Source organism: Nostoc sp. (genome assembly GCF_035638895.1).
Lineage (GTDB): Bacteria > Cyanobacteriota > Cyanobacteriia > Cyanobacteriales > Nostocaceae > Nostoc.
In genome coordinates this window covers 24308-45873 of the sequence record NZ_DASQZC010000099.1, presented here as the reverse complement: position 1 = coordinate 45873, position 21566 = coordinate 24308, and the positions used below count along the sequence as shown (strand labels likewise).

Sequence of the window (21566 nt, the reverse complement as noted above, 5' to 3'; positions counted from 1 at the left end):
TATTTCATCATCTTGCATCATGATTAAATCCCTCTATAATTTGAATTGGGCGCTTAGGCATCACCGTGCCAAAACCTTATTTCCAGGTAATAATTATGGCGCAACAAGTTTTGCGATGCCTTCGGCGGGCGCAGCCATCGCTCAAGTCAGATAAAAGCAAGTTAGTGAGTGAGCGATTATTGTCAAAAAAGCCTTGGTAAATGCCTTAACCTTCACTAATCAGCTGTAACAAGGCTTCCGTTGATATCTTGCCACTAATATCAGCACCTTCCAATAAGCTGTCTGCCAAATTTCGCTTGTGCTGATGCAATTGCACAATCTTTTCTTCAATAGTATCCTTTGCTACTAGACGATAAATAGTAACAGGGCGTTGTTGCCCAATGCGATGGGCACGGTCTGAGGCTTGATCTTCCACTGCGGGATTCCACCAAGGATCTGTATGAAGCACATAATCAGCAGCAGTTAAATTCAGTTCTCAATATTACTTAGATTTCGACCTGTTTAATAGGTATATATTTTACTAATTTACTGAATTTAGGATTTAGCGATCGCTCGTTTTTTGTCTGACTTCAGAAAATTGCGTTGCTGCTATTGTCTGTACGTGGTTCTTTTTTCAGGCATTCTTCCAAAAATACTATGTCCTCTTCTCCCCATTTTGACTTTCCTCCTCGACCGGGTAGTTCCCAAAGCCCTTCTAGACCTTTGCTTTTCCATTTGTGCAAAACCTCTCTCACCGTTTGTAGAGTCAAATTAAAGTGAGCAGCTATTTTTTCTACATACCAGCCATGTGCGTTTAGCCTAATTATTTCTGCTCGATCTTTTACTTTCTGTGGTACATCCGTAGTTCTTAGCTTTAACAGGGTTCTGTCTTGCTCACGAGTCAAGAATATCCTTAAACGGGCGCCCATATATAAGTCACCTCGGTAGATGCATTCTCCATATTTACTTATCTTTACATAGTTTGGTTTTTTCGTACCTACCTACTTACTTTCGCAAATACTTGGTATCGGAGAAAACAGCAGGCAATACAGTCGGTACAAAAATCAGCCGTAATCAAGAGATTCGGGAAAGTTTGTATATCTCTGCATAAAGTTATCTCAATTCTTCCTTGGTGAAAATGGTCAAGTCCGTTGAGAAGGCAGGAGGCAGGAGGCAGAGGGCAGAAGGGAAACCCCATAAATAAATTTAGGGGATTCAATAGGGACTTAGTATTTCTTCTCCCAAGGGGAGACGCGAAACGCGATGCGCTGCGCGTCTCGAAATACATATTTTTTCTGTTTTTCATAAATAAATTTACTTGCTCTAAACCCTTGATTGCTGAGGGAAAAATTATATTCTCTTCCTTCTGCCTCCAGCAAGAACTGCCCTCTGCCTTTCTTCGGTAAAAAAGAATTAAAGCTGACACCTAGCTAAAAGTTAAAAAGAGCAAAGGAGCGGTAAATAATCGCTCAACCACTCTAATCAAAAAAATCTCAGCTAAGTTTTAAACAAGACACAAAAACTGAGTTCCGAGCTTCATGTGTTGAGTTAGTGTATGCTTGTTAAGGTATAAATTCAATCCTATTTTACTCCAAATGTCTATTCCTGAAATTACCCAGAAACTTTTAACAGCCAAAGAAAACAAGGGGCTGACTTTTGCAGAATTAGCAGAAGTTCTGCAATGTAACGAAGTATGGATTGCCTCTGTAATTTACCGTCAAGCGAGTATTTCACCTGAAGAAGCAAAGTTACTAGTTGATATATTGGGGCTTGATATAGACGATGCTAGGGAACTGACTAAATATCCGATAAAAGGTAGTGATGCTGTTGTTCCAACTGACCCTTTTATTTATCGGTTCTATGAAATTATGCAGGTGTATGGACTTCCACTAAAAGATGTAGTTCAAGAAAAGTTTGGTGATGGAATTATGAGTGCTATTGATTTTACTTTGGATGTAGATAAGGAAGAAGACCCAAAAGGCGAACGTGTGAAAATTATTATGTCAGGGAAATTTCTTCCTTACAAAAAATGGTAATTCTCTTGGGTGTAGATACTTTTAATGACTAGCAAAGGGTCTGCAAGCGTTTGTTGAAGAACAAACGCATCTTTTATTCGTAATACTCAGAATTAGGTAGTGAGAAAATTCTGTTGTTATGATTTTATGGTACTTATTGAAAATCAACAAGGTTGATTCGATCGCACAAAGCTTATGCACGGTCACGCCCCGCACGAAGTTTACACTTTCGCCGAAGCGGGAGTCAATATTCATCCCGAAGACGAGATTACCTTTGTGCAGGAAACGGCAGAGCGCACCTGGGCGGCGGTCGAACGTGCCCACGCCGAGGTGAGTGGGTGATTTTGGATAATGCAACGTTTCATCATGGTGGTCGGATTGCACAATTAATTGAAGCTGTGGGGTGTCAACTGATATATCTGCCACCCTATTCCCCTGATCTAAATCGAATTGAAAAATGTTGGGCATGGTTACAATTTCGACATTTGTGCCTCCCCTGCTCCCCCTGCTCATTAGACAATGCTCTCACTTTTTCGCGTTGCTCCCATCCCGAATCGGATTTACTAGTTTGTGGGATAGGTTCATCATTCTGAACGTAGGGCTTTTACTGGGTCGATCTGGCTGGCCCGCACGGCGGGAAGCAAACTAGCTCCCACCCCTACCGCTAGCGCTGATCCTAATGCTAGCACTGCAATTCTGCTATCAAACTCATAGGGTAAGCTAAAGGTATCTGTAACCACAACTGTCAATCCATGCACCACTCCCAGCCCTGCTGTCCCTCCTATTAGACTTAAAAGCATCGCCTCTAGAATAAATTGCTGCATGATTTCCCGTTGGGTTGCACCCACCGCCCGTCTCAAACCTATTTCAGCGGTTCGTTCTGTTACTGAGGCAATCATAATATTTGCAATCCCAACACCGCCAACTAATAGCGCGATCGCTCCTACTGCTGTTAGACCTTGGGAAGCCATCTCTAGAGTTTTCTGCTGCTGTATAATATCTGATACATTATTCCAAAATTTAAATTTGTAACCTGGAAATCTTTGTAACAGTAACTTCTCTGCTTGCTGGCTTAACTCTTCCACATCTTCAAGTGAGTAAGGGCGCATTTGGATACTCCCAATGTCGCGGCTACCGGTCAAAGCATTGTAAATAGACATCGGCACATATAGTTGACCCGCCGGGGGTGCATTTTCATTTAGACTAGTCGCTACCACCCCTATGACGATATAGGGTCTTTGCCCAGCATAAATCAGCTGCCCCACAGGTTCCTGCTTTTGGAAAAGTTGTTCTGCCAGCAATTGATCGATTACTATCACCGGACGGTAGTTAGCAAAATCTTCAGATGTGAAAAACCGTCCCGAAACCAATGATTTCCCTGAAGTCAGCAAAAAATCTTGGGAAACAGGTGACATGGGTGGAGTAAATTCCTTGTCCCGAAATACAGTTGGCGTAGAACCAGCCCAATTAAAAGAACTGATCGCCTGCAAACCTACCATTCGCTGTCGTAAGAATTCCATGTCTTCCAACTTGAGTTGGGTGGTTTGCCCACCAGAATCCCAGTTTGGATAAACTGAAACTTGAGGTGCGCCTCGTTTTGCTAATTGTTGAGCGATCGCGGCCCGGCTAATATTACCAACCTGAAGTGTAGCACTAACAGCAGCCACACCCATAAATACCCCTAGAATAGTCAGAGCAGAACGCAACGGGTTCCTACCTAAGGAGTGAAAGGTAATATTTAATAAGTCAAAAGCTGAAAGAGCCATAATAGTCGCTTTGCTCTAGCTTAAAAATGGGTGAGTATAAAGGTGTGGAGTAAATGTCACGAAAATAAACTGGGGGAATAAAGTCTAAATATTAATTTATTTATTACTTTTCACTTGCCTTAACTGGCAGCCCTGGCTTGAGTTGCGACTCAACGGGCGGCAGTATGACCTGTTCGCCAGGATTTAAACCAGAGGTTACTTCTACAGCCATTAACCCCTCCAATCCCAGATTAATGGGACGTTTTTGGGCTTGATTTTGGCTATCCCGAACCCATACAAAGGGACGCGCTTCCGAGCGCACAATAGCCTCCGTCTTCAAAACTACTACGTTCTGCCGTTGCTGCAACACAACCTCGACATTTACCCTACTACCAGGGAGCAGTGTGCGAGTAGGGGTATCAAGCCGAATGGTTGCAGGTACTGTTGGTTGATCTGATTGTTTTGGACTACTACCGTCTTGTTTTTGGTCTTCAGCGGTGAGTGCTTGAGGATACAAGCTTTGCACCCGTCCAGAGAACGTCTTTGCATTAGGCCCGATCGCATTAATGCGGGCAAGTTGACTGACGCGAACTTGAGCAGCGTTGAGGGTAGAAAGCTGGAGTTTCACCAGGATTTTTCCTGGATCGCCCAAAGTCAGCAGATTGGTACGCAATTCTACTCCATCACCGTCCTCTACATTGACACCCAAGACTACACCATTTAATGGTGCAGTCACGATATTATCTTGAAGTTGCTGCTGAATAAGTTGGCGCTCCAATTGCAAAGTCTGAATTTTGAGGGCGGTTGTACGTGCCTCTGCTTGACTATCTCGCAGGCTAGCCCGAGCAACGCGCACTGCGTCTTCTTGCGCTTGGGCTTGTTGTTGGGCAATAGCTCCTTCTTGCACCAAGGGAGCAAGCCTCTTGAGTTGTCGTTCCTCGGCTATTAATCGTTCTTGGGCTTCAATAATTTTCTGACGACTACGTGCTAGATTGATTTGCTCTTGTTGAATTTGCAACTGCTGATTGGTAAGAGCAATTTTTCGCTCTGGGTAACGCAGGGTCAGCAACACTTGACCAAGTTTTACTCTGTCACCAGGTTTGACCATGACTCGTTCGACTGCACCCTCTTTTGGGGACTTCAAGATTCGCTGTTCTCGTAACTCAACAGTACCGCTCTCATTGATTGTGGTTTCAACATTACCTCGCTCCACAGTTAACAAGCGTACTGCTACTGGTTCAGGAGGTTGATTCAGAGCTAAGAAGTAGGTCAGCCAACCGCCAGCGCTAGCTAAAGCTAAAACTCCTGACCAGGCTAGCCATCGACTTGGGATATTAAATTTACCTTTTTCATATTTCCAGTTCATGACAACTCGATCCAGTGAGTTTGCAGTTAATTACAAGCGATGTCTACGACGGGCTATACCTACGCAATTAGAATAGTTTTCAGGTAAATAGCTGTAATGTTGGAGAATCTCGCAGCCAGAGATCGAACACAACAAGGCGGCTGTTGTCCAAAATGCGGCGGAAATTTGATCTGAGATAATTTCGCAGACCAGAGTAATAATCAAGCCACCAAAATGCCGGCCAGCCAATGACCATGAAACTTGCTCCTGCTTGACGCATTCGTTCAAGTTCTTGGATGGCCATCTCATCATTCAGTGGCGCTCCCCAGTAATGACCGTCATGTTCTAAAAAGGGTAGAGCATCGAATCCCGCCAGAATCTCACAACCCCATTGATTTTCATCGACCAAAATCAGACGCTTCCCAGCGGGAATCACAGATGCAATTTCCCGCATCGCAATCTGTAGCCGCTCTGACCAACTCAAATTAAGTTCAGGTATCAGTTCAGATGTCAACTCACTACGGCGCATATTTATATACAACACGCGCTCTGCTAACCACTGACGATAAGATGCATCCTCTGCACGCGGCGACTGTAACAAATAAGCGATCGCATCAGTACGTTCTGCGATCGCAGCCAGCGATCCTGTTCCCCCAGAGCCGAAGTTAAGCTGAGAATCCTGTTCAGCGTGAGACCGGAATTGAGCCAGCGTTTTAGGTATAAAGAAAAGATCGAATTGCGCTGCTATCCGCAAGTATAGGTTTAAGTCTAGCAAGTACTTGGAGTGGGGCGTGTCGTATCCCCCAACTGCTGCCAGTGCATCAGCGCGAAACATGGTAGCTGCACAAAAAAGCAAAATCCATTTTCGCCCGTCAACAATTTGGTGAATAAAATCTAATCCGTCGATGAACCCCTCTAAAAAGTTACTTGAAAATCTTCTGCTTTTGTCCTCTAAGAAAGCACCATTATTGTCAACCACTTCAATTTGACCAACTGAAAAACCAGCCTCTGGATGGTTATCTAACGCTAAGACGGATTCGCTAATAAAGTTAGGTAGTACGATATCATCGTCCGGCAAGAAGCTGAGATAGCAACTAGAATTAAGCTCAATAGCTCGTTGCCAATTGCGAAATAATCCAATATTAGTTTCATTACGCACGTAAGTGATGCGCGGATCTGCAAACGAGCGAACGACTGCCTCTGTATCATCGGTAGAAGCATTATCTAACACCAGAGCTTGGAAATCTGAATAGTCTTGTGATAAAACGCTTTGAAGGCTAACTTTTAATAAATCCGAGCGATTGTAGGTTGGAATCGCGATAGTTACTTTGGTTTCATATTTCATATCCTTGCTAATCCCCCTCTGTTTGGTAATAACGTCTGCATCATAAATTAAAGACAAACTTATCTAGGACTTACGCAATAACTCTCTGAAACCCTCTTCCCTTCGTGTCCTTTGTGTCCTTCTCTAACGAGACGCTGCGCGAACGCGGTTCGTTTTTCCATAATTTTGCGTAAGTTCTATTATCTTTAAGTTATTAAATCCAGTTTTCACGACCAGAGATCGAACACAATCAGGCGGCTGTTGTGCAAAACACAGCGGAAATTTGAATTGAGATAATTGCGTAGCTGTGAGTAGTAATCTAGCCACCAGAAGGCGGGAAATCCAATGACCATGAAACTTGCTCCCGCTTGTCGCATTCGTTCGAGTTCCTGAATGGCAGTTTGGTCGTCAGGTGGAGCGCCCCAGTAATCACCGTCGCGTTCGAGGAAGGGAAGGAAATTAGATTGAGGTAGAATTTCGGAACTCCACTGATTGTCGTCAACCAAAATAAAACACTTTCCTGCTGGAATCGTGGCTGCGATCTCCTCAATGGCAATCTGTTGTCGTTCTGGCCAGCTAAGATTGAGTGCGGGTACCAGTTGAGATGTAAACTCGCTGCGACGCATACTGATATGCAACAGGCGCTCTGTTAGCCACTGACGATAAGCTGCATCCTCTGCACGCGGTGACTGTAACAAATAAGCGATCGCATCATTACGTTCTGCCATCACAGCCAGCGATCCCAATCCTCCAGGGGAGTGAAAGCTAACCTGGGAATCCTGTTCAACATGGAACCGGACTTGAGCTAGTTCTTTAGCAATAAAGAAGAAATCGAATTGCACTGCCATCCGCAAGTATAGATTCAAGTCTAGCAAGTACTTAGAGTGCGTGATGTCAAATCCCCCAACCGCCCTGAGTGCATAAGCACGAAACATCACTGCACTGGTACGCAAAATCCATTTTTGCCCATCAACAATTTGATGGATGAAGTCTAGACCGGAGATTAGCCCTTCTGGTAACTGATCCGAAAGTTCTGTACCTGTGACATGCAATGTAGCACCGTTAATGTTAATAAATTCCGGTAGGCCAACCGACAGACCAGCATGAGGATGGTTGTCCAATGCTAGGACAGACTCGTGGATAAAGTTGGGCAGCAGTACATCATCATCCGATAAGATGCTGAGATAGGGGCTAGTGTTTAGCTCAACACTCCGCTGCCAATTGCCAAATATGCCAATATTGACTTCGTTGCGTACATAAACAATTCGCGAATCCGCAAATGAGCCTACAACCGCCTCTGTATCATCGTCAGAAGCATTATCTAATACAATAACTTGGAAATCTGGATAGTCTTGTGCCAATGCGCTTTGCAGGCTAGTTTTGAGTAAATTTGACCGATTGTAGGTTGGGATTGCGATCGTAACTTTGGTTTCAGGTTTCATATCGTTTCTGCTCACTCCCTGTTTTGCTAATAACGGTCAGGCAGTATCAAGCTAAAGTGTGTAAATCAAAGACAACCAAGCGTTCATTTTCCAAAAGACAACGAAACCTAGTACGCAAATAGCGAACGAATTCAGCATAGTAGTCAAGCCACCAGAAGGCAGGCCAGGCAAACACGATGAAACTTGCGCCTTCACGGTGCAGTCGCTCAAATTCTTTAATTGCTATGGTATCGTCACTAGGAGGCCCCCAATACATACCCTCTTTTTCTAGAAAAGGGATCGCTTGGCAATTTTCAAGTAGCTGATGATGACCCAATTCATCCATGTCAACCAAAATATAATTTTGCCCTTGTGCAATCAAAGAGCCTAACTCTTTACCTAACTCGACCATCCTCTGAAGATATTTGTGACAAGAATCTTCCTTGTATTCAAATGCATCATTAACTTTAATACCTTGTTTGTGTAAATATTCCCGTAGAACTTTCTCTTCATAATAATAGTGGCTAAGTCGCCAGCTATAAGTACGCTTGTTTGTGCCATTATGACCATGAATGCGGTATAGCGACTGATAGTCATTAATACGCCTGATACTGCCGGAAAAAGGAGCCAAAAAGCCGAGGTATGACTCTGCATTTAATCGATAGTTAGTCTCAGGCATAGGTAAGATTTTCTCTAAATAGCTGCGTAACCAAACGTTACCGCTAGTAGGTGGAAAAGTATGACCTTCTAGACCATATTTAAGCTGCTCATTGTAAAAATTACCTTCTGGCAAAATACCTTCACAATCAACTTTTTCTAGTAAGTTGCTATTAACATCAATGACGCGCAAGGGCCAATGAACCTTAACTGCGTCTGGATCGTCACGCAAGATTTTAACTGCTCTTTCAATAGCACTCGGTAGCAAAACATCATCTGAATCCAAGAAGCATATAACCTCACCACAACTAATAGCAAAAGCAGCATTAAATGCAGATGCTTGTCCACCATTATCTTTTAAGACAGGAACAATTTTTTCTCCATAACTGGCGATGATTTGTTGTGATTTATCGGTTGAACCATCATCAACTACGATGACTTCTGTAGGCTGATATCTTTGATTTAGAGCACTTTCAATTGCCTCGGATAAAAATGATCCATAGTTATAATTGGTAATGATAATACTGGCTAGATTTTTTTGCATATACTTTTCCCTTTATTCTAAGCCAAACACAATTACATAATCGTTTTTTAATAAGTAAGGAAACTTTTGACGCAAATAGTCATGAAATCCAGTAAAGTACTCTAGCCACCAAAAAGCCGTCCAAAAGAAGACAATTGCATATACCCCAGTTTGATGCAATCGCTCAAATTCTTGAATTGCCATATTATCATCTGTGGGAATTCCCCAATAATGTCCGTTGCGTTCAGTAAAGGGAATAGTCTGAAAACCTTCAATGATTTTGTTGCCATTTAGGCAATCCTCATCGACTAAGATGAAAGATTTTTCTGCTGAAATTACAGCCTTCAATTCCTCCCTCAACTCATACAGATGACCAATGCGATTGCGCTCTTCCACGAAATATAAATCTGCCGTCATTTGAGCCAAATTCCACTTTTTCTGGATCTCATCTAACTCCTTGGCAGCTTGTTGAATATCCCATCTTTTAAAGAAATAATCGAGGTTATCACGTTCTGGAGGAAAAGGATGCCAGAAATGAATAACAGACTTCGGTTCAAACACAACTGGAATGTTAGAATGATACAAAGCCATACTAGAATCAATCCAATCTAAATAGACGACATCATCAAAAGGCATCACTCGATTGAAAACACTTCGACGGTAAAGTTGACAATGAACCTCTCCAGATAACTCTAGTTTTCGGCGATGGGAACCTTGATCAAGCTGTTGATCGCCAGTAGCTGGCAGAATTTCCAACTTGATCCCATCCGTGGTTTGTACTGAATGAACCTGTCCTAAGTTTGGGTCCCAGTGAATTTTAGTTGCACCCAAACCGCCCTCGATAATACGGGGAATGGCCACATCAGCTGGATGTTCTTCGCAAGCCTGGATGAGATAAGACAGCCAACCCTCTTCTACGAGAACATCATTCTCGATGAAACACAAGAAATCATCATTAGGGTTAGATTCCTGAATTACCAGATTTCTTGATTGGTTAGGCATCAAATAATAATCTTTATAAATGACTTTGACATTGCTACGCCCCGCAAGCACCTGTTCAATTTGCTGCCAGTAAACTTCAGGAGTGTTGCAATTTATCACAATTAAATTAAAAGGAATATGCGTGTAGTCAAAAATTCGCTGCAAAGATTCAGCAGCTAATGAGAACTGTTCGCGAGGAAAAAATCCAATGGTGACTGTTGGCATATTGATATTCCTAAATTGAATCATGATGATTAATTCATGGCTGCTTCTAGCAGCGAGGACAGAACTTTATGGGAGTCAAAATATTCTTCCGCAATCTTCCGTGCGCCATGACGATGTTTTTCATAGTTAGAATTGATCGTCTGGACACCATTCATCGCCTCGCACAGGTCTTGGAAGATTAAAAGTCCTTCTCCGATGGGTAGCCAATCGCTTAAGCCTGTGTCTTGAACTAGAATTGGCCTACCGGAGGCTAGGTAACAGACGCTGCGATCGCTAAACCAGCCACCTTTGGTAGCAACATAACCCTGTTTTGCTACTCCAAACTCAGCACGGGATGCTTGAACAAATTTCTGGTAAGACTCTGGTGTAAAGGACGCAAGCCATCCGAGAATCACCTCCCAGCCATACTGCAATAGTTCATCAGGAAAGCCGCCGCTTAATGCAATCCGAAACTGCTGTTTGGTGAGTTGCGGTATATCAATAAACTTTAAGAACTCTTTATCTTTGTTGCCGTAGGTGATTCCTTCGTATACTACCTCTTGATAACTGTGCCACTGCATAATCGAACTGAAGCCGATGGTGTCATTGTCTTCAATTACTGGCCAGTAAGGCAGTGCTACTGGAGGTAATGTCTTTAACCAATGCCTACCGTTTGTGGGGATAAGACAGTCTTGGGCATCAATGCGTTGCCCAATTGTGAACAGGCGATCGCAACGTTCAATCGTCTGTACTAATTCCGAATTACCGCTAGCAATATTAATCTGCGTAAAACCGGGATCAGCATCAATATAGATGCGGCGCTGCGGCCATCCATACTCATCTCTCCAAACAGAAAGTGGTGAGCCACGGACAATCATTAAATCAGCCTGAAAGCAGATGTCTTTAAACTTGTCAATCTCCATTCCGACTGAATGCTCGTCAGTTCGGTAAATCCACTTGTTCTTAAAACCAAGCGGTTCTAGGCAGTTTTTAATATAATTTGTCGGATAGTCTAACTCCGTCGTGATTTGCTCGGTTTCCCAGTTGTAAACCCACGACATCGCTCCACATTCTTCCAAGTAGAAAATATCATGTCCGAGGGCACGCAGACCCAGAAGGTATTGCAGGTCAGACCAGGCGTTGCCCCCTATGGGAAATCGACCGATAGCACTAGCAAAAATTATAATCATCCTATTTTAAATTTATTAAATGTTTTGATTTAGATGTATTAGCTGATAATTTCTCGTTCTGCATAGGCAGTCAGAGCAATGGAGATAGATAAGGTGTGTTCATATTTAAAACTGTCTCCAGTAGTCGAGGTAACACCACTTTGTAACTGAAGAATTGCTCGGCTAATTCCCTTGCTGCCTGACAGTGAGCCTGATAATTTGCATTGACGCGCTCGATACAGCCGACGGCTTCCTCTAAGGATGAAAACACCAACGCACCTTGTCCCGTCGGCAGCCAATCGCTAAATCCGGTATCTTGTAAAATGGCGGGACGACCAGCAGCGAGATAGCAGACGCTGCGATCGCTAAACCAACCGCTACGGGTTTTGACATAAGCTTGTTTAGCAACGCTAAACTCTCCACGGGAGCCAGTCAGGTAAGTTATGTAGGTTGACAGACTAGCGCTAATTTCCTTACCATCTCGAACTAACCAGCCTGCTGCTTGTAAAGATTTCGTAACCTCTGCTATTTCTGCGTCCTTGCCAGCAAGAGCAAGTTCGAGTTTTTGCGAACAGTAGCTAGGGAGTTCCAGCAGGCGCATAAATTCCTGATCTTTCTGTCCATAATGCTCACCTTTGTAAGTCACGCCTCCATAAGCATTCCAATTGGCAATTGTCGTCAATGGTAAATCTGCGCGTTCTTCGCCACTATCTTTGGGAGTAAGTATCGAATTCCATATCTCTGGCACAACAGGCGGTACAGTGGGGAGCCATTCAATTCCATCACTCGGTATGCCGCAATCGGGTTGCCCAATATTAACGCCATAACTAAAGTAGGCGTGATATTCATTGCGACCCTCGGCGGCAAACGTCCCAATCTGAGTAAAGAATGGGTCCATATCGATTAATACTCGATGTTTGCATAAAAGAAATTCAGCTAACCAGCAAACTCCACCGATATTTAATAGCAGATCCGCCGTTTTGAGCATCTGCTTTATTTCTTGCCAATCTGCACCATATACAGTTTTTGTATCACGATTTACATAGCACACTGTCGCATTTACACCATAAGTGTTTATTAGTGCCTGGACTGCGTGCAAACCAAAGTCGGGATCATCAGTGTAATTGTGATTGATCGGGTTATAGCAGGACTCAGACCAGCCGCTTTCCTCCAGGTATAAAACTTCATGTCCCAGATTATGTAGCCCTAACACATAGTGAAAGTAGGCTAAGAGATTGCCAGCTACTGGATGTCGAATCATATATCCGCAAACAACAATGCGTGCCATGCTTATAACCCCGCTCGTTCCATGAGACTGCCAATCACTTTCTCTGCGGCAAAGTACTCTGAGGCAATTTCACGGGCTGCCCGGCAATTGCCCTCGTAGTCGCTTTCGATCGCATCCACTGCCGCCAAAATATCTTCCATAGTGTTGAATGCAAATAATCCCTTACCCGTGGGCAAGAACTTGCTAAACCCTGTTTCCTGGGTGATTACAGGACGGCCTGCGGCCAGATAGCAGGCAGAGCGATCGCTAAACCAGCCACTATGCAATCGCGTGTATTGATCCTTAGCTACGGTGAATTCTCCGCGCGATCGCTGGATATAATTGCGGTAAGAATTCAGATTTTGGGAGAGTTCCATCGAGTCTACCTGGCTCCAACCGTGTTTTTGCAGCAGGTGTCGGACATCCTGACTGATATCAGCCGCCGCAATCTCAAATTGCACTGAGCGCTGGTGCGGCAGATCGATAAATTTTTCAAACTCGCGTGCCTTGCGCCAGTAATAGGTTTCACCTTGATAGGTAATATCTTTACCTCCTTTGTTATCCCAGGTGGTAATGGTGTTGTAAGCAATGCCTGGCGCATTATCTGACGTATGCCACAAGTCTGTTGCGATCGCTTGACGAGTCGGCAACCACTCAAAGCGGGAAGTCGGGACTCCACAATCAGGCGCACCCAGATTTTCGCCAAAGCTAAAGTGTGTATCATGGGCTTCCAAGTCAGCAATTAAGGTTTTGTCTCCCTGAACAACCCGAATTTGAGATCCAACTGGATCAGATTCAACATAGATGCGGCGACGACAAGCTAAATGCTCCTCACGGATTTCTTGAGCGCCAGTTACATTCAAGAATGCGTCTGCTTCCTTATATAGGTTAAGGATTTGGGTTTCGCTCATCCCATAACACTCGCCCCCTGGATAGTGACCGCGAAATCCCCAACGCTCTTTAAAGCCATAGACCTCCAAAATTGGTGCGACTCGCTTAATGTTTTCACTAGCGTCTGGAGATAGATCGTTGATTAGGGGGTTGTAAATCCAGCGTCCTGAATCTTCTATGTAGTAAGGATCATAGCCGAGTTGACGCAGCCCAAGCATATAGTGGAGAAATTGATAAGTTACTCCTGCTAGGGGATACCAAAACAAAATCCCGAAGACAATAATTTTTCCCTTAGTAGGGGGTTCACAATTCATGCTTGCTACCTCCTGTCTCTAACTGGCGAACGATCCGAGCAGGATTGCCAGCCACAACGGTATACGCTGGAACATCCTCGCTAACAACAGATCGGGCACCAACGATCGCCCCTTCGCCTATTGTTACCCCCGGCAAAATACAGGCATCAAATCCAATCCAGACGTTATCTTGAATCCAAATTGGTTGGGCTGGGACATCAGCGTTAGAGAATTGAGAAAGTTGACACGATGCTCGTTCTAAAATTTTTCGTCGCTTGGCAATGTCGAACGGTAAGCGGTAGGTATCCATGAGAACGACTTGCCAGGAGATCAAAGCATAATTACCAATCTTCAGTTCGGCATCGCAGACGATGCGGGCACCGTGAATCAATGCATATTCCCCGACCTTTACCTGAGCGCGGGAACCTATGTCAAACATAGTATCTTTATATACAGCAGAACCTTTACCCAATCGTAGCCCTACTGCCAATTGGCTGCGGTAAAGTTTAAAGCTAAGGCTAGTTTCAATATAAGTGTCGTCTCCTAAAACAACATTGTCGGGAATCGTTCCCGGATACCAGTCCCAAGGCAATGTTCGTGTGGCATCCATTAGACTTCTACCTCCCCAATCACTTGGGCTGGATTGCCCATCACTCTGCTACGTGGTGGTATATTCCGTGTCACCAATGCCCCAGCCTCAATCCAAGCTCCCGCGCCGATGCGAACCCCTTTGAGGATCGTGACATTGGGGCCAACCCAAACATCATCTTCAATGATCACCGGCTGGCACATCACAGGAGGGCGGAGCCGTCCTTTTCCTAGAGGAGAGCAGGCGATCGCATCTGCAATTCGTTCTGCCGGCGCGATCGGATGAAAGTCTGTGTCAGCGATCGTGGTATTCCATCCCAAAACCACATAGTTGCCGATGCAAATTTCCTGTTCGCAAAGCAGGATGACACTAGTCAAATAGCAATAATTTCCAATCTCAACCCTAGCAGCTTTGCCCAGCGCAAAGTGGACATAATCTATCGTGCAGTTTTCTCCAACGAGTAGCGCGGGGTTGATGCGGCTCTGGAAGCGAGCAAAACAGCGCTCATCATGGTTGATAACACTGTTGAGTCCCACCTGGACATTGGGTGGAAGAGCTATTGTCTGGCAGTCGGGTGGCTGGTTGGTTAAATCATTCACAATTTCAGGGGAGCGCTGCATATTGTAATGCGAATCAAGATGGGTTGGTAAACGGTCTATTAGGTTCTGGAAATTTTGTATAATTTAACAAGAAAAATAATTAGTAATTAAGTATTTTCCTAAAAGGATATTTTTGTAATTGCTTTATTTAACTTGGCTTTTTACTCCAGCTTTGCGGTACTAAGCTGATGCTGTTTGAGTTGAGCCGAAGTGTAATTTATACAGCTTCTTGTAATAGCCACTTACCGCTAGCAACTCCTCGTGAGTTCCCATCTCTACTACTTTCCCCTGATCCAAAACTACGATTCGGTTGGCTCGTTGAATTGTCGAGAGACGATGGGCAATAATAAACGTAGTCCGTCCTGCCATCAGTCGCTCTAATGCTTCCAGAAACAGAAACTCGGTTTGAGCATCCAGAGCAGAGGTGGGTTCATCCAGAATTAGCACTGGAGCATCTTTGAGCAGGGCGCGGGCGATCGCTAACCGTTGCTTCTCGCCTCCTGAAAGTGTGGCTCCGCGCTCACCAATTATCGTGTCATAACCTTGAGGTAATCGTTGAATAAAGGTGTCAGCATTGGCAGCTTGGGCGGCTTTGACGATCGCTTCGCGGCTAGCATTAAAGCAGCCATAGGCAATGTTCTCTGCGATCGTTATCGGCAGCAAAAACGGCTCTTGCAGCACTAGGGCAATCTGCTCGCGCAGACTTTTCAGTTGCACACTTTGGACATCCACCCCATCAAAGAGAACTCGTCCCTGCCAGGGGTCAAAAAACCGCAGAATCAGGGACACTAGGGTAGTTTTGCCAGCACCAGTTGCGCCTACTAGTGCGATCGTTTCTCCGGGTCGCGCTTCTAAGGTAATTTCTTGGAGAACGGGATAGTTAGGTTCGTAACCGAAGGTGACTTTCTCTAAACATACGTGTCCGCGTCCTCCTGCTGGATGAGCAGGCAATGGTCTGGCAGTAGGGGCATCTTGCACCCCATCTTTAGCATCTAAAACCTCTAACACTCTACGAGCACTAGCTGCTGCTGCCGCAAAACTGGACGATATATAAGCCAGAGTCGCCATCGGCACGTACAGGGAGCCGAGATAAGAGAGAAAAACCAGTAAAGAACCAATTGAGAGCGACCCATCCAAAACCTGGAAGCCACCGTAAGCCATGATTGCTGCTGTTCCTACTGCGGTTACGCCTCCCACCCCAACTTTGAATTGCATTTGGGCAAGGATAGAGCGTACATAAGCTTGGAGGGCTTTTTGAGACAGGTAGCGAAAGCGCTCATCTTCGTGTGCTTCACGTCCGAATGCTTGAATAATCGGTAGCGCTGTCAAGGTCTGCTCACTCAACGCCACAATCTCACCTTCAAATTCTTGATACTGATAGGTTCGTTCAGTCATGGGCTGGTTAAAGACCCAAATTAGTAACATTATTAGAGGAGCAATCAGAAGTGAGAGCAGTGAAAGGAAATGATTAATCTGCCACATGACGGCGAACATTGCTAGTAAATTAACCAGGGAAGTAAGCATGGGCAAAAAAACCCCCATCACCAGATTCTGAATGCAGATGCTGTCAGTCATTACTCGCCTAACAAGATCGCCAGCCCGTTGTTGGTTGTGGAATCTCAAAGAAAGATGCTGTAAGCGATCAAACAGTGCTGCTGCCAAGTCATAAACCATCTGGTTGGCAACACCAGCTCCAACATATTCCTGTATAAGACGAACCCCCTCACTAGATAAAAATAGAAAGATTGTGGCACCTGCTAACCAACCGAGCAACTGAATGTTGGATTCACTACCAGGCAAGGTTTTGAGCCAAACAACACTATTAGGCAGCGATTGGTTGCTCAAGACGCAATCAACGATCAACTTTAAAGGCCAGGGCTTGAGTACATTCAGCCCCACATTAATCAGCATTAGCACCATTACAAAGGTGAGTCCGTGCCAACGAACCAGGGCGTAACGTGCCAGTCGCAGCCACCACAGTTTCATAGAACGACCTCCTGCGCCGGTTTGGAAAACTGTAAGGAGTGCAAACGATGATAGAAACCACCGACAGCCAGCAACTCTTGGTGCGTTCCCATCTCCACAACCTTTCCTTGCTCCAGAACCACAATCCGATCTGCTCGTTGAATCGTCGAAAGTCGATGGGCAATGATAAACGTAGTTCGCCCTTCGATCAGGCGATCTAAAGCTTCCAGCAGTAAATTCTCAGTCTGGGCATCCAGGGCAGAAGTAGGTTCATCGAGAATCAGTACTGGCGCATCCTTAAGCAACGCGCGGGCGATCGCTAGTCGCTGTTTCTGTCCTCCAGAGAGGAGCGCTCCTCTTTCGCCAATCAGGGTGTCATAGCCTTGGGGCAACTGTTGGATAAAGTCGTCTGCCTTTGATGCTTTGGCTGCTGCGACAATCTTCTCTAAACTTGCTTCTGGACACCCGTAGGCAATATTCTCTGCTACCGAGAGGGGCAGCAAAAACGGTTCTTGCAACACTAGGGCAATTTGCTCGCGCAAGCTTTCCAGTTGTACGTCTCGTACATCCACCCCATCAAAGAGGACTCGTCCCTGCCAGGGGTCAAAAAAGCGGGGGATCAGGGAAACTAGTGTACTCTTACCAGCACCTGTCGCGCCTACCAGAGCGATCGTTTCTCCCGGTCGCGCTTCCAGGGTAATTTCTTGGAGGACGGGATAGCTAGGTTCATAACCGAAGGTGACTTTCTCTAAACATACGTGTCCGCGTCCTCCTGCTGGATGAGCAGGCAATGGTCTGGCAGTAGGAGCATCTTGCACCCCATCCTTAGAATCCAAAACCTCTAATACTCTATCTATATTGGCATCTACAGACTTTAGGCTCCCGTAGATGCCAAATAGTCCCTTAAATGCTCCTTGTATAGACTGGAGATATGCTAAGAAGACGAGCAGGCTACCGATACTCATAGCCCCTAATAATACCTGCTGCCCGCCCACATACAGAACAAGCGCAGTACCAATCGTTGTCACAGTACCATTTGCCACACCGTAAACACTCTTGAGCAGAGTTTCACGTTGTGATAAAACAACTGCGTCTGCCGCTAAATGTTCAAACTGCCGGGTATTGTAACTCTCTCTACCAAATGCCTGGATCATGGGGATTGCCGTGACTGTTTGGTGGACAAAACTGGTGAGGCGTGACTGGGCTTCGCGGTTAAGTTTTGTCCGGCGCTTGAGTCGGGAACCAAAAACAAGGGCTGAACCACCCATCATTGGTGCTACGAAAAGCGAAAGCAACGTTAGTAAAGGACTCAGATTCCAGGCGACGATGCTAATAGTTCCTAGCGTCAGCAGGTACTGCACAGGTGAAATCAGCAAAGCACTGCTCAAGGTGTAAACGCAATAAGTATCTCCCGCCAAACGGCTGAGGGAATCACCAACAGTCCGTTGGTTATGGAACAACAGTGAAAGGCGTTGCAAACGATAGAACAGTTTCTGGGCCAGTTCGTAGACCATACTTTGCCCGACAGCACTCCAGGCCCAGCTAAGGGTAGTTTCCAAGGTAGCGTTTAGAGCATAAAGTCCGAGGCTACAAACAGCGGCGACAACGACCAGCAACATCGGTGTGAGCGCCAAGTTAAAAGTCTCCAGGAATGATCCAGCTAGTGGGGGGATCACTGCTTGACCGAAGGCATAATCCACCAGGATTTTCATCGGCCAAGGTTGAAGTGTTGCGGTGGCTGAAGTGCCAGCTGTGAGACCGAGGATTGCTATTATGGTACGCCAGTGGCGCAGCGGATATCGGAGCATTTGCCCGTATCGATGCATTATCGCTTTGATCTCTTGCCTCACTTACAGATTTACCTCCCGTCTAGTCATTTCATTTGTTACTGGAGTACCAAGACGTTCGTTAGGACTGTAATATTGCACTTTCTGTGACAGACTTGTTGCTGGTGGTTTGTATTGGCAGCAAGTTAACTCTTCTGGCAATAATCTCCAGTACTTGATAGAGAATACGCCCTAACTGGAAGTTCTGATATAAGATGAAAGCGGCGTTGAGCATACCTACTGCAATTGTGAATTTCGCTACTTCTGGCATTCCCAGAATGATCGCTATAATTGTGAACAGACAATAGCCAACCATAGCCATAATGGCTAACTGTGACATTCTCAGGGCACACCGCACCCGCAAGACTCTTTTGTTACCTCCATGATTTTCGGTACATACTTTGAGCTGAACTTTTGACCAAATCCCCTGGTAAATCTCTAAATCCCAGTCGCTCCAGCCTTGATCCATTGCAATGAAATACTTGGAAGGCAGGAGTAAATCCATTACCTTTTGCAGCAGGTTCTCCTTCTCCATTCCTGTTTCTGTCCAATAGGACAACTCATAAGCGCGATCGCGCCAGGAAATATTTACTCTGCTGGCTGGCGAATCAAACTGAATTAAATCTGCTTGAGTTAGTGTTTGAGTCATTTTTTTAATGCTTTTATTTTTATTTACAGTTCATCAAACTTTATCGGCTCGGCCTTCTTAAGTTCTTTGATTCGCCATTTGTAGCGCTCTATACTACGTAAAAGTGGCCCCAGGTAAATCAGTAGCGCCACAAGCAACCGTGCCCTGATTTTAAGAAAACGAGAGTCAATCCGCGCTTGCATAGCACCAGCTACACACCAGCTAAAAGAGATGAGGAACATTACTGCACCCAACCACGGGCGATCGCCAGACAAAAGTGCTGACACAAATAGGATCAAAGCTGCGACATTCCACTCTAGTGTCAGGGGGAGGTAAGAGATCAGAGAGGAGGAAGGCTCGTACAAGGTTTGAAACAGACCGCGACCAAACACCCCAGAGTAAATAATTGGTTGACCAATACGAAGAAATGTAGATAAATCTCCGTAAATTCTCCCCAACCAAGAGGGTTGTCCCAGAAGGTTAAAGCGGTAAGGATGCTGAAAATAAACCAGCGCTTCTGCCTTGCCATAACCTTGCTGTTGTTTGAGATAGGCAGCTACTGTGTTACGGCGAAAATGCCATACTATTGCCGTTGGGCTAAAACCAATGCTATAACCTCGATCTTGCAATCGCCAGCAGATATCTACATCATCCCCAGCAGTACGAAATATCGGGTTGAAGCCGTTAATTTCTTGTAGAACGTCCCGACGAAAAGCCATGTTACAGCCAGCAATATGTTCTGCTACCTCATCACTCAAAAGTATATGGGTAGGTACGCCGGGAGAGACAGCAACGCAGGCGGGAACAAGAGAGTCTTCTGGGGGAGATAAGTTTGGCCCGCCTACGGCAGCTAGACCAGAGGAGAGAAACTTGGCGACCAGATAGGTAAGCCAGTCTGGATCTGCCATACAATCAGAATCTGTATAGGCGACAATCTCGCCAGTTGCGGCGGCCATACCAACGTTGCGGGCGACGCTTAATCCCTTGTTTTCTTGGTTAATTAGGCGTACATAGTCGTAATGCTGAGTAATTTCGAGAGTGCGATCGCGCGATCCATCATTAACTACAATTACTTCATAGTTGGGATAGTTGAGTTCTTTGAGAGAAGCTAGACAACTATCCATTGTGCGTTCAGCATTGTAAGCGCATACAACCACTGAGACTTTGGGATACTCAGGTAACGCTGGCGGCAGAGGTGCTGTGTAATATTCCTGAACTGTCTCGAAAGCTGGTTTCTTAAGCCTTTCGGCATCAACTAAACCAAAAGCCCAGTCCTGTATGGCATATCCACCAGTAAACCATTCATCCGTCCAAGAAAAGATGATCGTTCCTGCTGCTCCCATCTCAAAACTAGATGACAGCTTTTGAGAAAGAATTTCGGCTTGCACTTGGGTTCCTTCACCCATTGAGTCAACGCCAAACTCACTCAGTACTAGAGGTTTATCCTCAGCAAGGTTATGAAGCCGAGAGAGGTAGCGGCGAAAATCTTGTTCCCGATGCAGGTAAACGTTAAAGCATGAGAAATCAGTAAAGTCAATATTTAAATACTCAGTGCAAGGATAATTCGCATAGCTTACTAAACCTTCGGGATCACTGGATTTTGCTACCGCCATTAACTCTTTGATAAAAGCCCGAACTGGTTTTGCTCCATGCCATCGGACAATATCTGGAGGAATCTCATTGCCCACTAAATAGGCAAAGGTGGCGGGATGATCCCGGCAAACTTTAACTCCTTGAGCAATGCAGTTACGGATTTCTGCTTTCACAGCAGAAGAGTCGAGGAAGGCGATATGCTGAGACCAAGGTATACCAATTAACAGCCTAAGACCATAGATTGCAGCTAGATCCAAAAGCCAATCAGGTGGAACAGTATAGGTACGCAGACAGTTAGCACCCATTTCTGCAATCATGGCGAAATCTTTTTCCACAACTGATTTTTCTGGAAAGGACTCACCGTGGCTACCGATGGAGAAAGGGCCGTAACTAACTCCTTTAAGAAAAAACTTTTTTTCTTTAATAAAGAAAAACTTACCTTTTACTGTGACTACTTCGCCTTTTGCAAGTGGTTCAGCACAGAAGCCAGAAGGTGTTGAAGTCAAGTTTAGCAAATTACCCCCGACAATTCACTGCAAATTTATTTCCTTT

General features: G+C 45.1%; 17 protein-coding genes and 4 pseudogenes. 4 read left to right on the top strand and 17 right to left on the bottom strand.

What is annotated here, in order from left to right; genetic code table 11:
* Positions 1-19: 19 nt before the first annotated feature.
* The gene (locus VE944_RS04425; protein WP_324972841.1) at positions 20-154 is read left to right on the top strand and encodes a hypothetical protein; all 135 of its coding nucleotides are present in this window, start codon (positions 20-22) and stop codon (positions 152-154) included.
* Positions 155-205: 51 nt separating this feature from the next.
* On the opposite strand, the pseudogene VE944_RS04420 reads toward VE944_RS04425, so the two are convergent.
* Both VE944_RS04420 and VE944_RS04415 read right to left on the bottom strand, forming a co-directional pair.
* A pseudogene (locus VE944_RS04420) lies at positions 206-472 on the bottom strand (helicase-related protein); the annotation flags it as partial.
* 97 nt (positions 473-569) lie between these two features.
* The gene (locus tag VE944_RS04415; RefSeq protein ID WP_324972838.1) at positions 570-908 is read right to left on the bottom strand and encodes a helix-turn-helix domain-containing protein; all 339 of its coding nucleotides are present in this window, start codon (positions 906-908) and stop codon (positions 570-572) included.
* Positions 909-985: 77 nt separating this feature from the next.
* Here VE944_RS04415 and VE944_RS34075 point away from each other — a divergent pair.
* The 3 genes and pseudogenes from VE944_RS34075 to VE944_RS34070 all read left to right on the top strand — a co-directional run.
* A pseudogene (locus VE944_RS34075) lies at positions 986-1183 on the top strand (AIPR family protein); the annotation flags it as partial.
* 391 nt (positions 1184-1574) lie between these two features.
* Entirely contained in the window at positions 1575-2015 is a 441-nt protein-coding gene (gene cynS / locus VE944_RS04410) for a cyanase (RefSeq protein ID WP_324972837.1), read from the top strand.
* 308 nt (positions 2016-2323) lie between these two features.
* Positions 2324-2476 (top strand): annotated as a pseudogene (locus VE944_RS34070) (transposase); the annotation flags it as partial.
* Between the two features lie 102 nt (positions 2477-2578).
* On the opposite strand, the gene VE944_RS04400 reads toward VE944_RS34070, so the two are convergent.
* From VE944_RS04400 to VE944_RS04330, 15 genes and pseudogenes are all read right to left on the bottom strand, one after another.
* Complete coding sequence (locus VE944_RS04400) at positions 2579-3760, bottom strand: ABC transporter permease (protein ID WP_324972834.1); 1182 nt, start codon at positions 3758-3760, stop codon at positions 2579-2581.
* 103 nt (positions 3761-3863) lie between these two features.
* A complete protein-coding gene (locus VE944_RS04395; protein WP_324972831.1) occupies positions 3864-5105 on the bottom strand; it encodes an efflux RND transporter periplasmic adaptor subunit in 1242 nt (413 codons plus the stop codon).
* Positions 5106-5184: 79 nt separating this feature from the next.
* Positions 5185-6429 (bottom strand): glycosyltransferase family 2 protein, encoded by a 1245-nt coding sequence (locus tag VE944_RS04390; protein WP_324972828.1) that lies wholly within the window; start codon positions 6427-6429, stop codon positions 5185-5187.
* A gap of 206 nt (positions 6430-6635) precedes the next feature.
* Positions 6636-7850 carry a glycosyltransferase family A protein gene (locus tag VE944_RS04385; protein WP_324972825.1) on the bottom strand — a complete coding sequence of 405 codons (1215 nt, stop codon included), beginning with the start codon at positions 7848-7850 and terminating at the stop codon, positions 6636-6638.
* Positions 7851-7896: 46 nt separating this feature from the next.
* A complete protein-coding gene (locus VE944_RS04380; RefSeq protein ID WP_324972822.1) occupies positions 7897-9030 on the bottom strand; it encodes a glycosyltransferase family 2 protein in 1134 nt (377 codons plus the stop codon).
* 12 nt (positions 9031-9042) lie between these two features.
* A complete protein-coding gene (locus tag VE944_RS04375) occupies positions 9043-10239 on the bottom strand; it encodes a glycosyltransferase (RefSeq protein WP_324972819.1) in 1197 nt (398 codons plus the stop codon).
* Positions 10240-10244: 5 nt separating this feature from the next.
* A complete protein-coding gene (locus tag VE944_RS04370) occupies positions 10245-11384 on the bottom strand; it encodes a glycosyltransferase family 1 protein (RefSeq protein WP_324972813.1) in 1140 nt (379 codons plus the stop codon).
* 70 nt (positions 11385-11454) lie between these two features.
* Entirely contained in the window at positions 11455-12651 is a 1197-nt protein-coding gene (locus VE944_RS04365; RefSeq protein ID WP_324972810.1) for a hypothetical protein, read from the bottom strand.
* A gap of 2 nt (positions 12652-12653) precedes the next feature.
* Positions 12654-13835 carry a glycosyltransferase gene (locus VE944_RS04360; RefSeq protein ID WP_324972807.1) on the bottom strand — a complete coding sequence of 394 codons (1182 nt, stop codon included), beginning with the start codon at positions 13833-13835 and terminating at the stop codon, positions 12654-12656.
* Positions 13836-13860: 25 nt separating this feature from the next.
* Positions 13861-14010 (bottom strand): annotated as a pseudogene (locus tag VE944_RS34065) (chloramphenicol acetyltransferase); the annotation flags it as partial.
* A gap of 413 nt (positions 14011-14423) precedes the next feature.
* Positions 14424-15023 carry an acyltransferase gene (locus VE944_RS04350; protein WP_324972801.1) on the bottom strand — a complete coding sequence of 200 codons (600 nt, stop codon included), beginning with the start codon at positions 15021-15023 and terminating at the stop codon, positions 14424-14426.
* A gap of 159 nt (positions 15024-15182) precedes the next feature.
* Positions 15183-16988 carry an ABC transporter ATP-binding protein gene (locus VE944_RS04345; protein WP_324972799.1) on the bottom strand — a complete coding sequence of 602 codons (1806 nt, stop codon included), beginning with the start codon at positions 16986-16988 and terminating at the stop codon, positions 15183-15185.
* Positions 16985-18775, bottom strand: a complete 1791-nt coding sequence (locus tag VE944_RS04340; protein WP_324972797.1) for an ABC transporter ATP-binding protein — start codon at positions 18773-18775, stop codon at positions 16985-16987. The genes VE944_RS04345 and VE944_RS04340 overlap by 4 nt, the downstream gene beginning before the upstream one ends.
* A gap of 100 nt (positions 18776-18875) precedes the next feature.
* The gene (locus VE944_RS04335; protein WP_324972794.1) at positions 18876-19442 is read right to left on the bottom strand and encodes a hypothetical protein; all 567 of its coding nucleotides are present in this window, start codon (positions 19440-19442) and stop codon (positions 18876-18878) included.
* 23 nt (positions 19443-19465) lie between these two features.
* Complete coding sequence (locus VE944_RS04330; protein WP_324972792.1) at positions 19466-21520, bottom strand: glycosyltransferase; 2055 nt, start codon at positions 21518-21520, stop codon at positions 19466-19468.
* Between the last annotated feature and the right edge of the window lie 46 nt (positions 21521-21566).

What these genes read in the sequence shown, in the direction of transcription:
- VE944_RS04425 (WP_324972841.1), top strand. Translation starts at nt 20, where the DNA reads ATGATTAAATCCCTCTATAATTTGAATTGGGCGCTTAGGCATCACCGT.
- VE944_RS04415 (WP_324972838.1), bottom strand. Translation starts at nt 908, where the DNA reads ATGGGCGCCCGTTTAAGGATATTCTTGACTCGTGAGCAAGACAGAACC.
- cynS (WP_324972837.1), top strand. Translation starts at nt 1,575, where the DNA reads ATGTCTATTCCTGAAATTACCCAGAAACTTTTAACAGCCAAAGAAAAC.
- VE944_RS04400 (WP_324972834.1), bottom strand. Translation starts at nt 3,760, where the DNA reads ATGGCTCTTTCAGCTTTTGACTTATTAAATATTACCTTTCACTCCTTA.
- VE944_RS04395 (WP_324972831.1), bottom strand. Translation starts at nt 5,105, where the DNA reads ATGAACTGGAAATATGAAAAAGGTAAATTTAATATCCCAAGTCGATGG.
- VE944_RS04390 (WP_324972828.1), bottom strand. Translation starts at nt 6,429, where the DNA reads ATGAAATATGAAACCAAAGTAACTATCGCGATTCCAACCTACAATCGC.
- VE944_RS04385 (WP_324972825.1), bottom strand. Translation starts at nt 7,850, where the DNA reads ATGAAACCTGAAACCAAAGTTACGATCGCAATCCCAACCTACAATCGG.
- VE944_RS04380 (WP_324972822.1), bottom strand. Translation starts at nt 9,030, where the DNA reads ATGCAAAAAAATCTAGCCAGTATTATCATTACCAATTATAACTATGGA.
- VE944_RS04375 (WP_324972819.1), bottom strand. Translation starts at nt 10,239, where the DNA reads ATGATTCAATTTAGGAATATCAATATGCCAACAGTCACCATTGGATTT.
- VE944_RS04370 (WP_324972813.1), bottom strand. Translation starts at nt 11,384, where the DNA reads ATGATTATAATTTTTGCTAGTGCTATCGGTCGATTTCCCATAGGGGGC.
- VE944_RS04365 (WP_324972810.1), bottom strand. Translation starts at nt 12,651, where the DNA reads ATGGCACGCATTGTTGTTTGCGGATATATGATTCGACATCCAGTAGCT.
- VE944_RS04360 (WP_324972807.1), bottom strand. Translation starts at nt 13,835, where the DNA reads ATGAATTGTGAACCCCCTACTAAGGGAAAAATTATTGTCTTCGGGATT.
- VE944_RS04350 (WP_324972801.1), bottom strand. Translation starts at nt 15,023, where the DNA reads ATGCAGCGCTCCCCTGAAATTGTGAATGATTTAACCAACCAGCCACCC.
- VE944_RS04345 (WP_324972799.1), bottom strand. Translation starts at nt 16,988, where the DNA reads ATGAAACTGTGGTGGCTGCGACTGGCACGTTACGCCCTGGTTCGTTGG.
- VE944_RS04340 (WP_324972797.1), bottom strand. Translation starts at nt 18,775, where the DNA reads ATGCTCCGATATCCGCTGCGCCACTGGCGTACCATAATAGCAATCCTC.
- VE944_RS04335 (WP_324972794.1), bottom strand. Translation starts at nt 19,442, where the DNA reads ATGACTCAAACACTAACTCAAGCAGATTTAATTCAGTTTGATTCGCCA.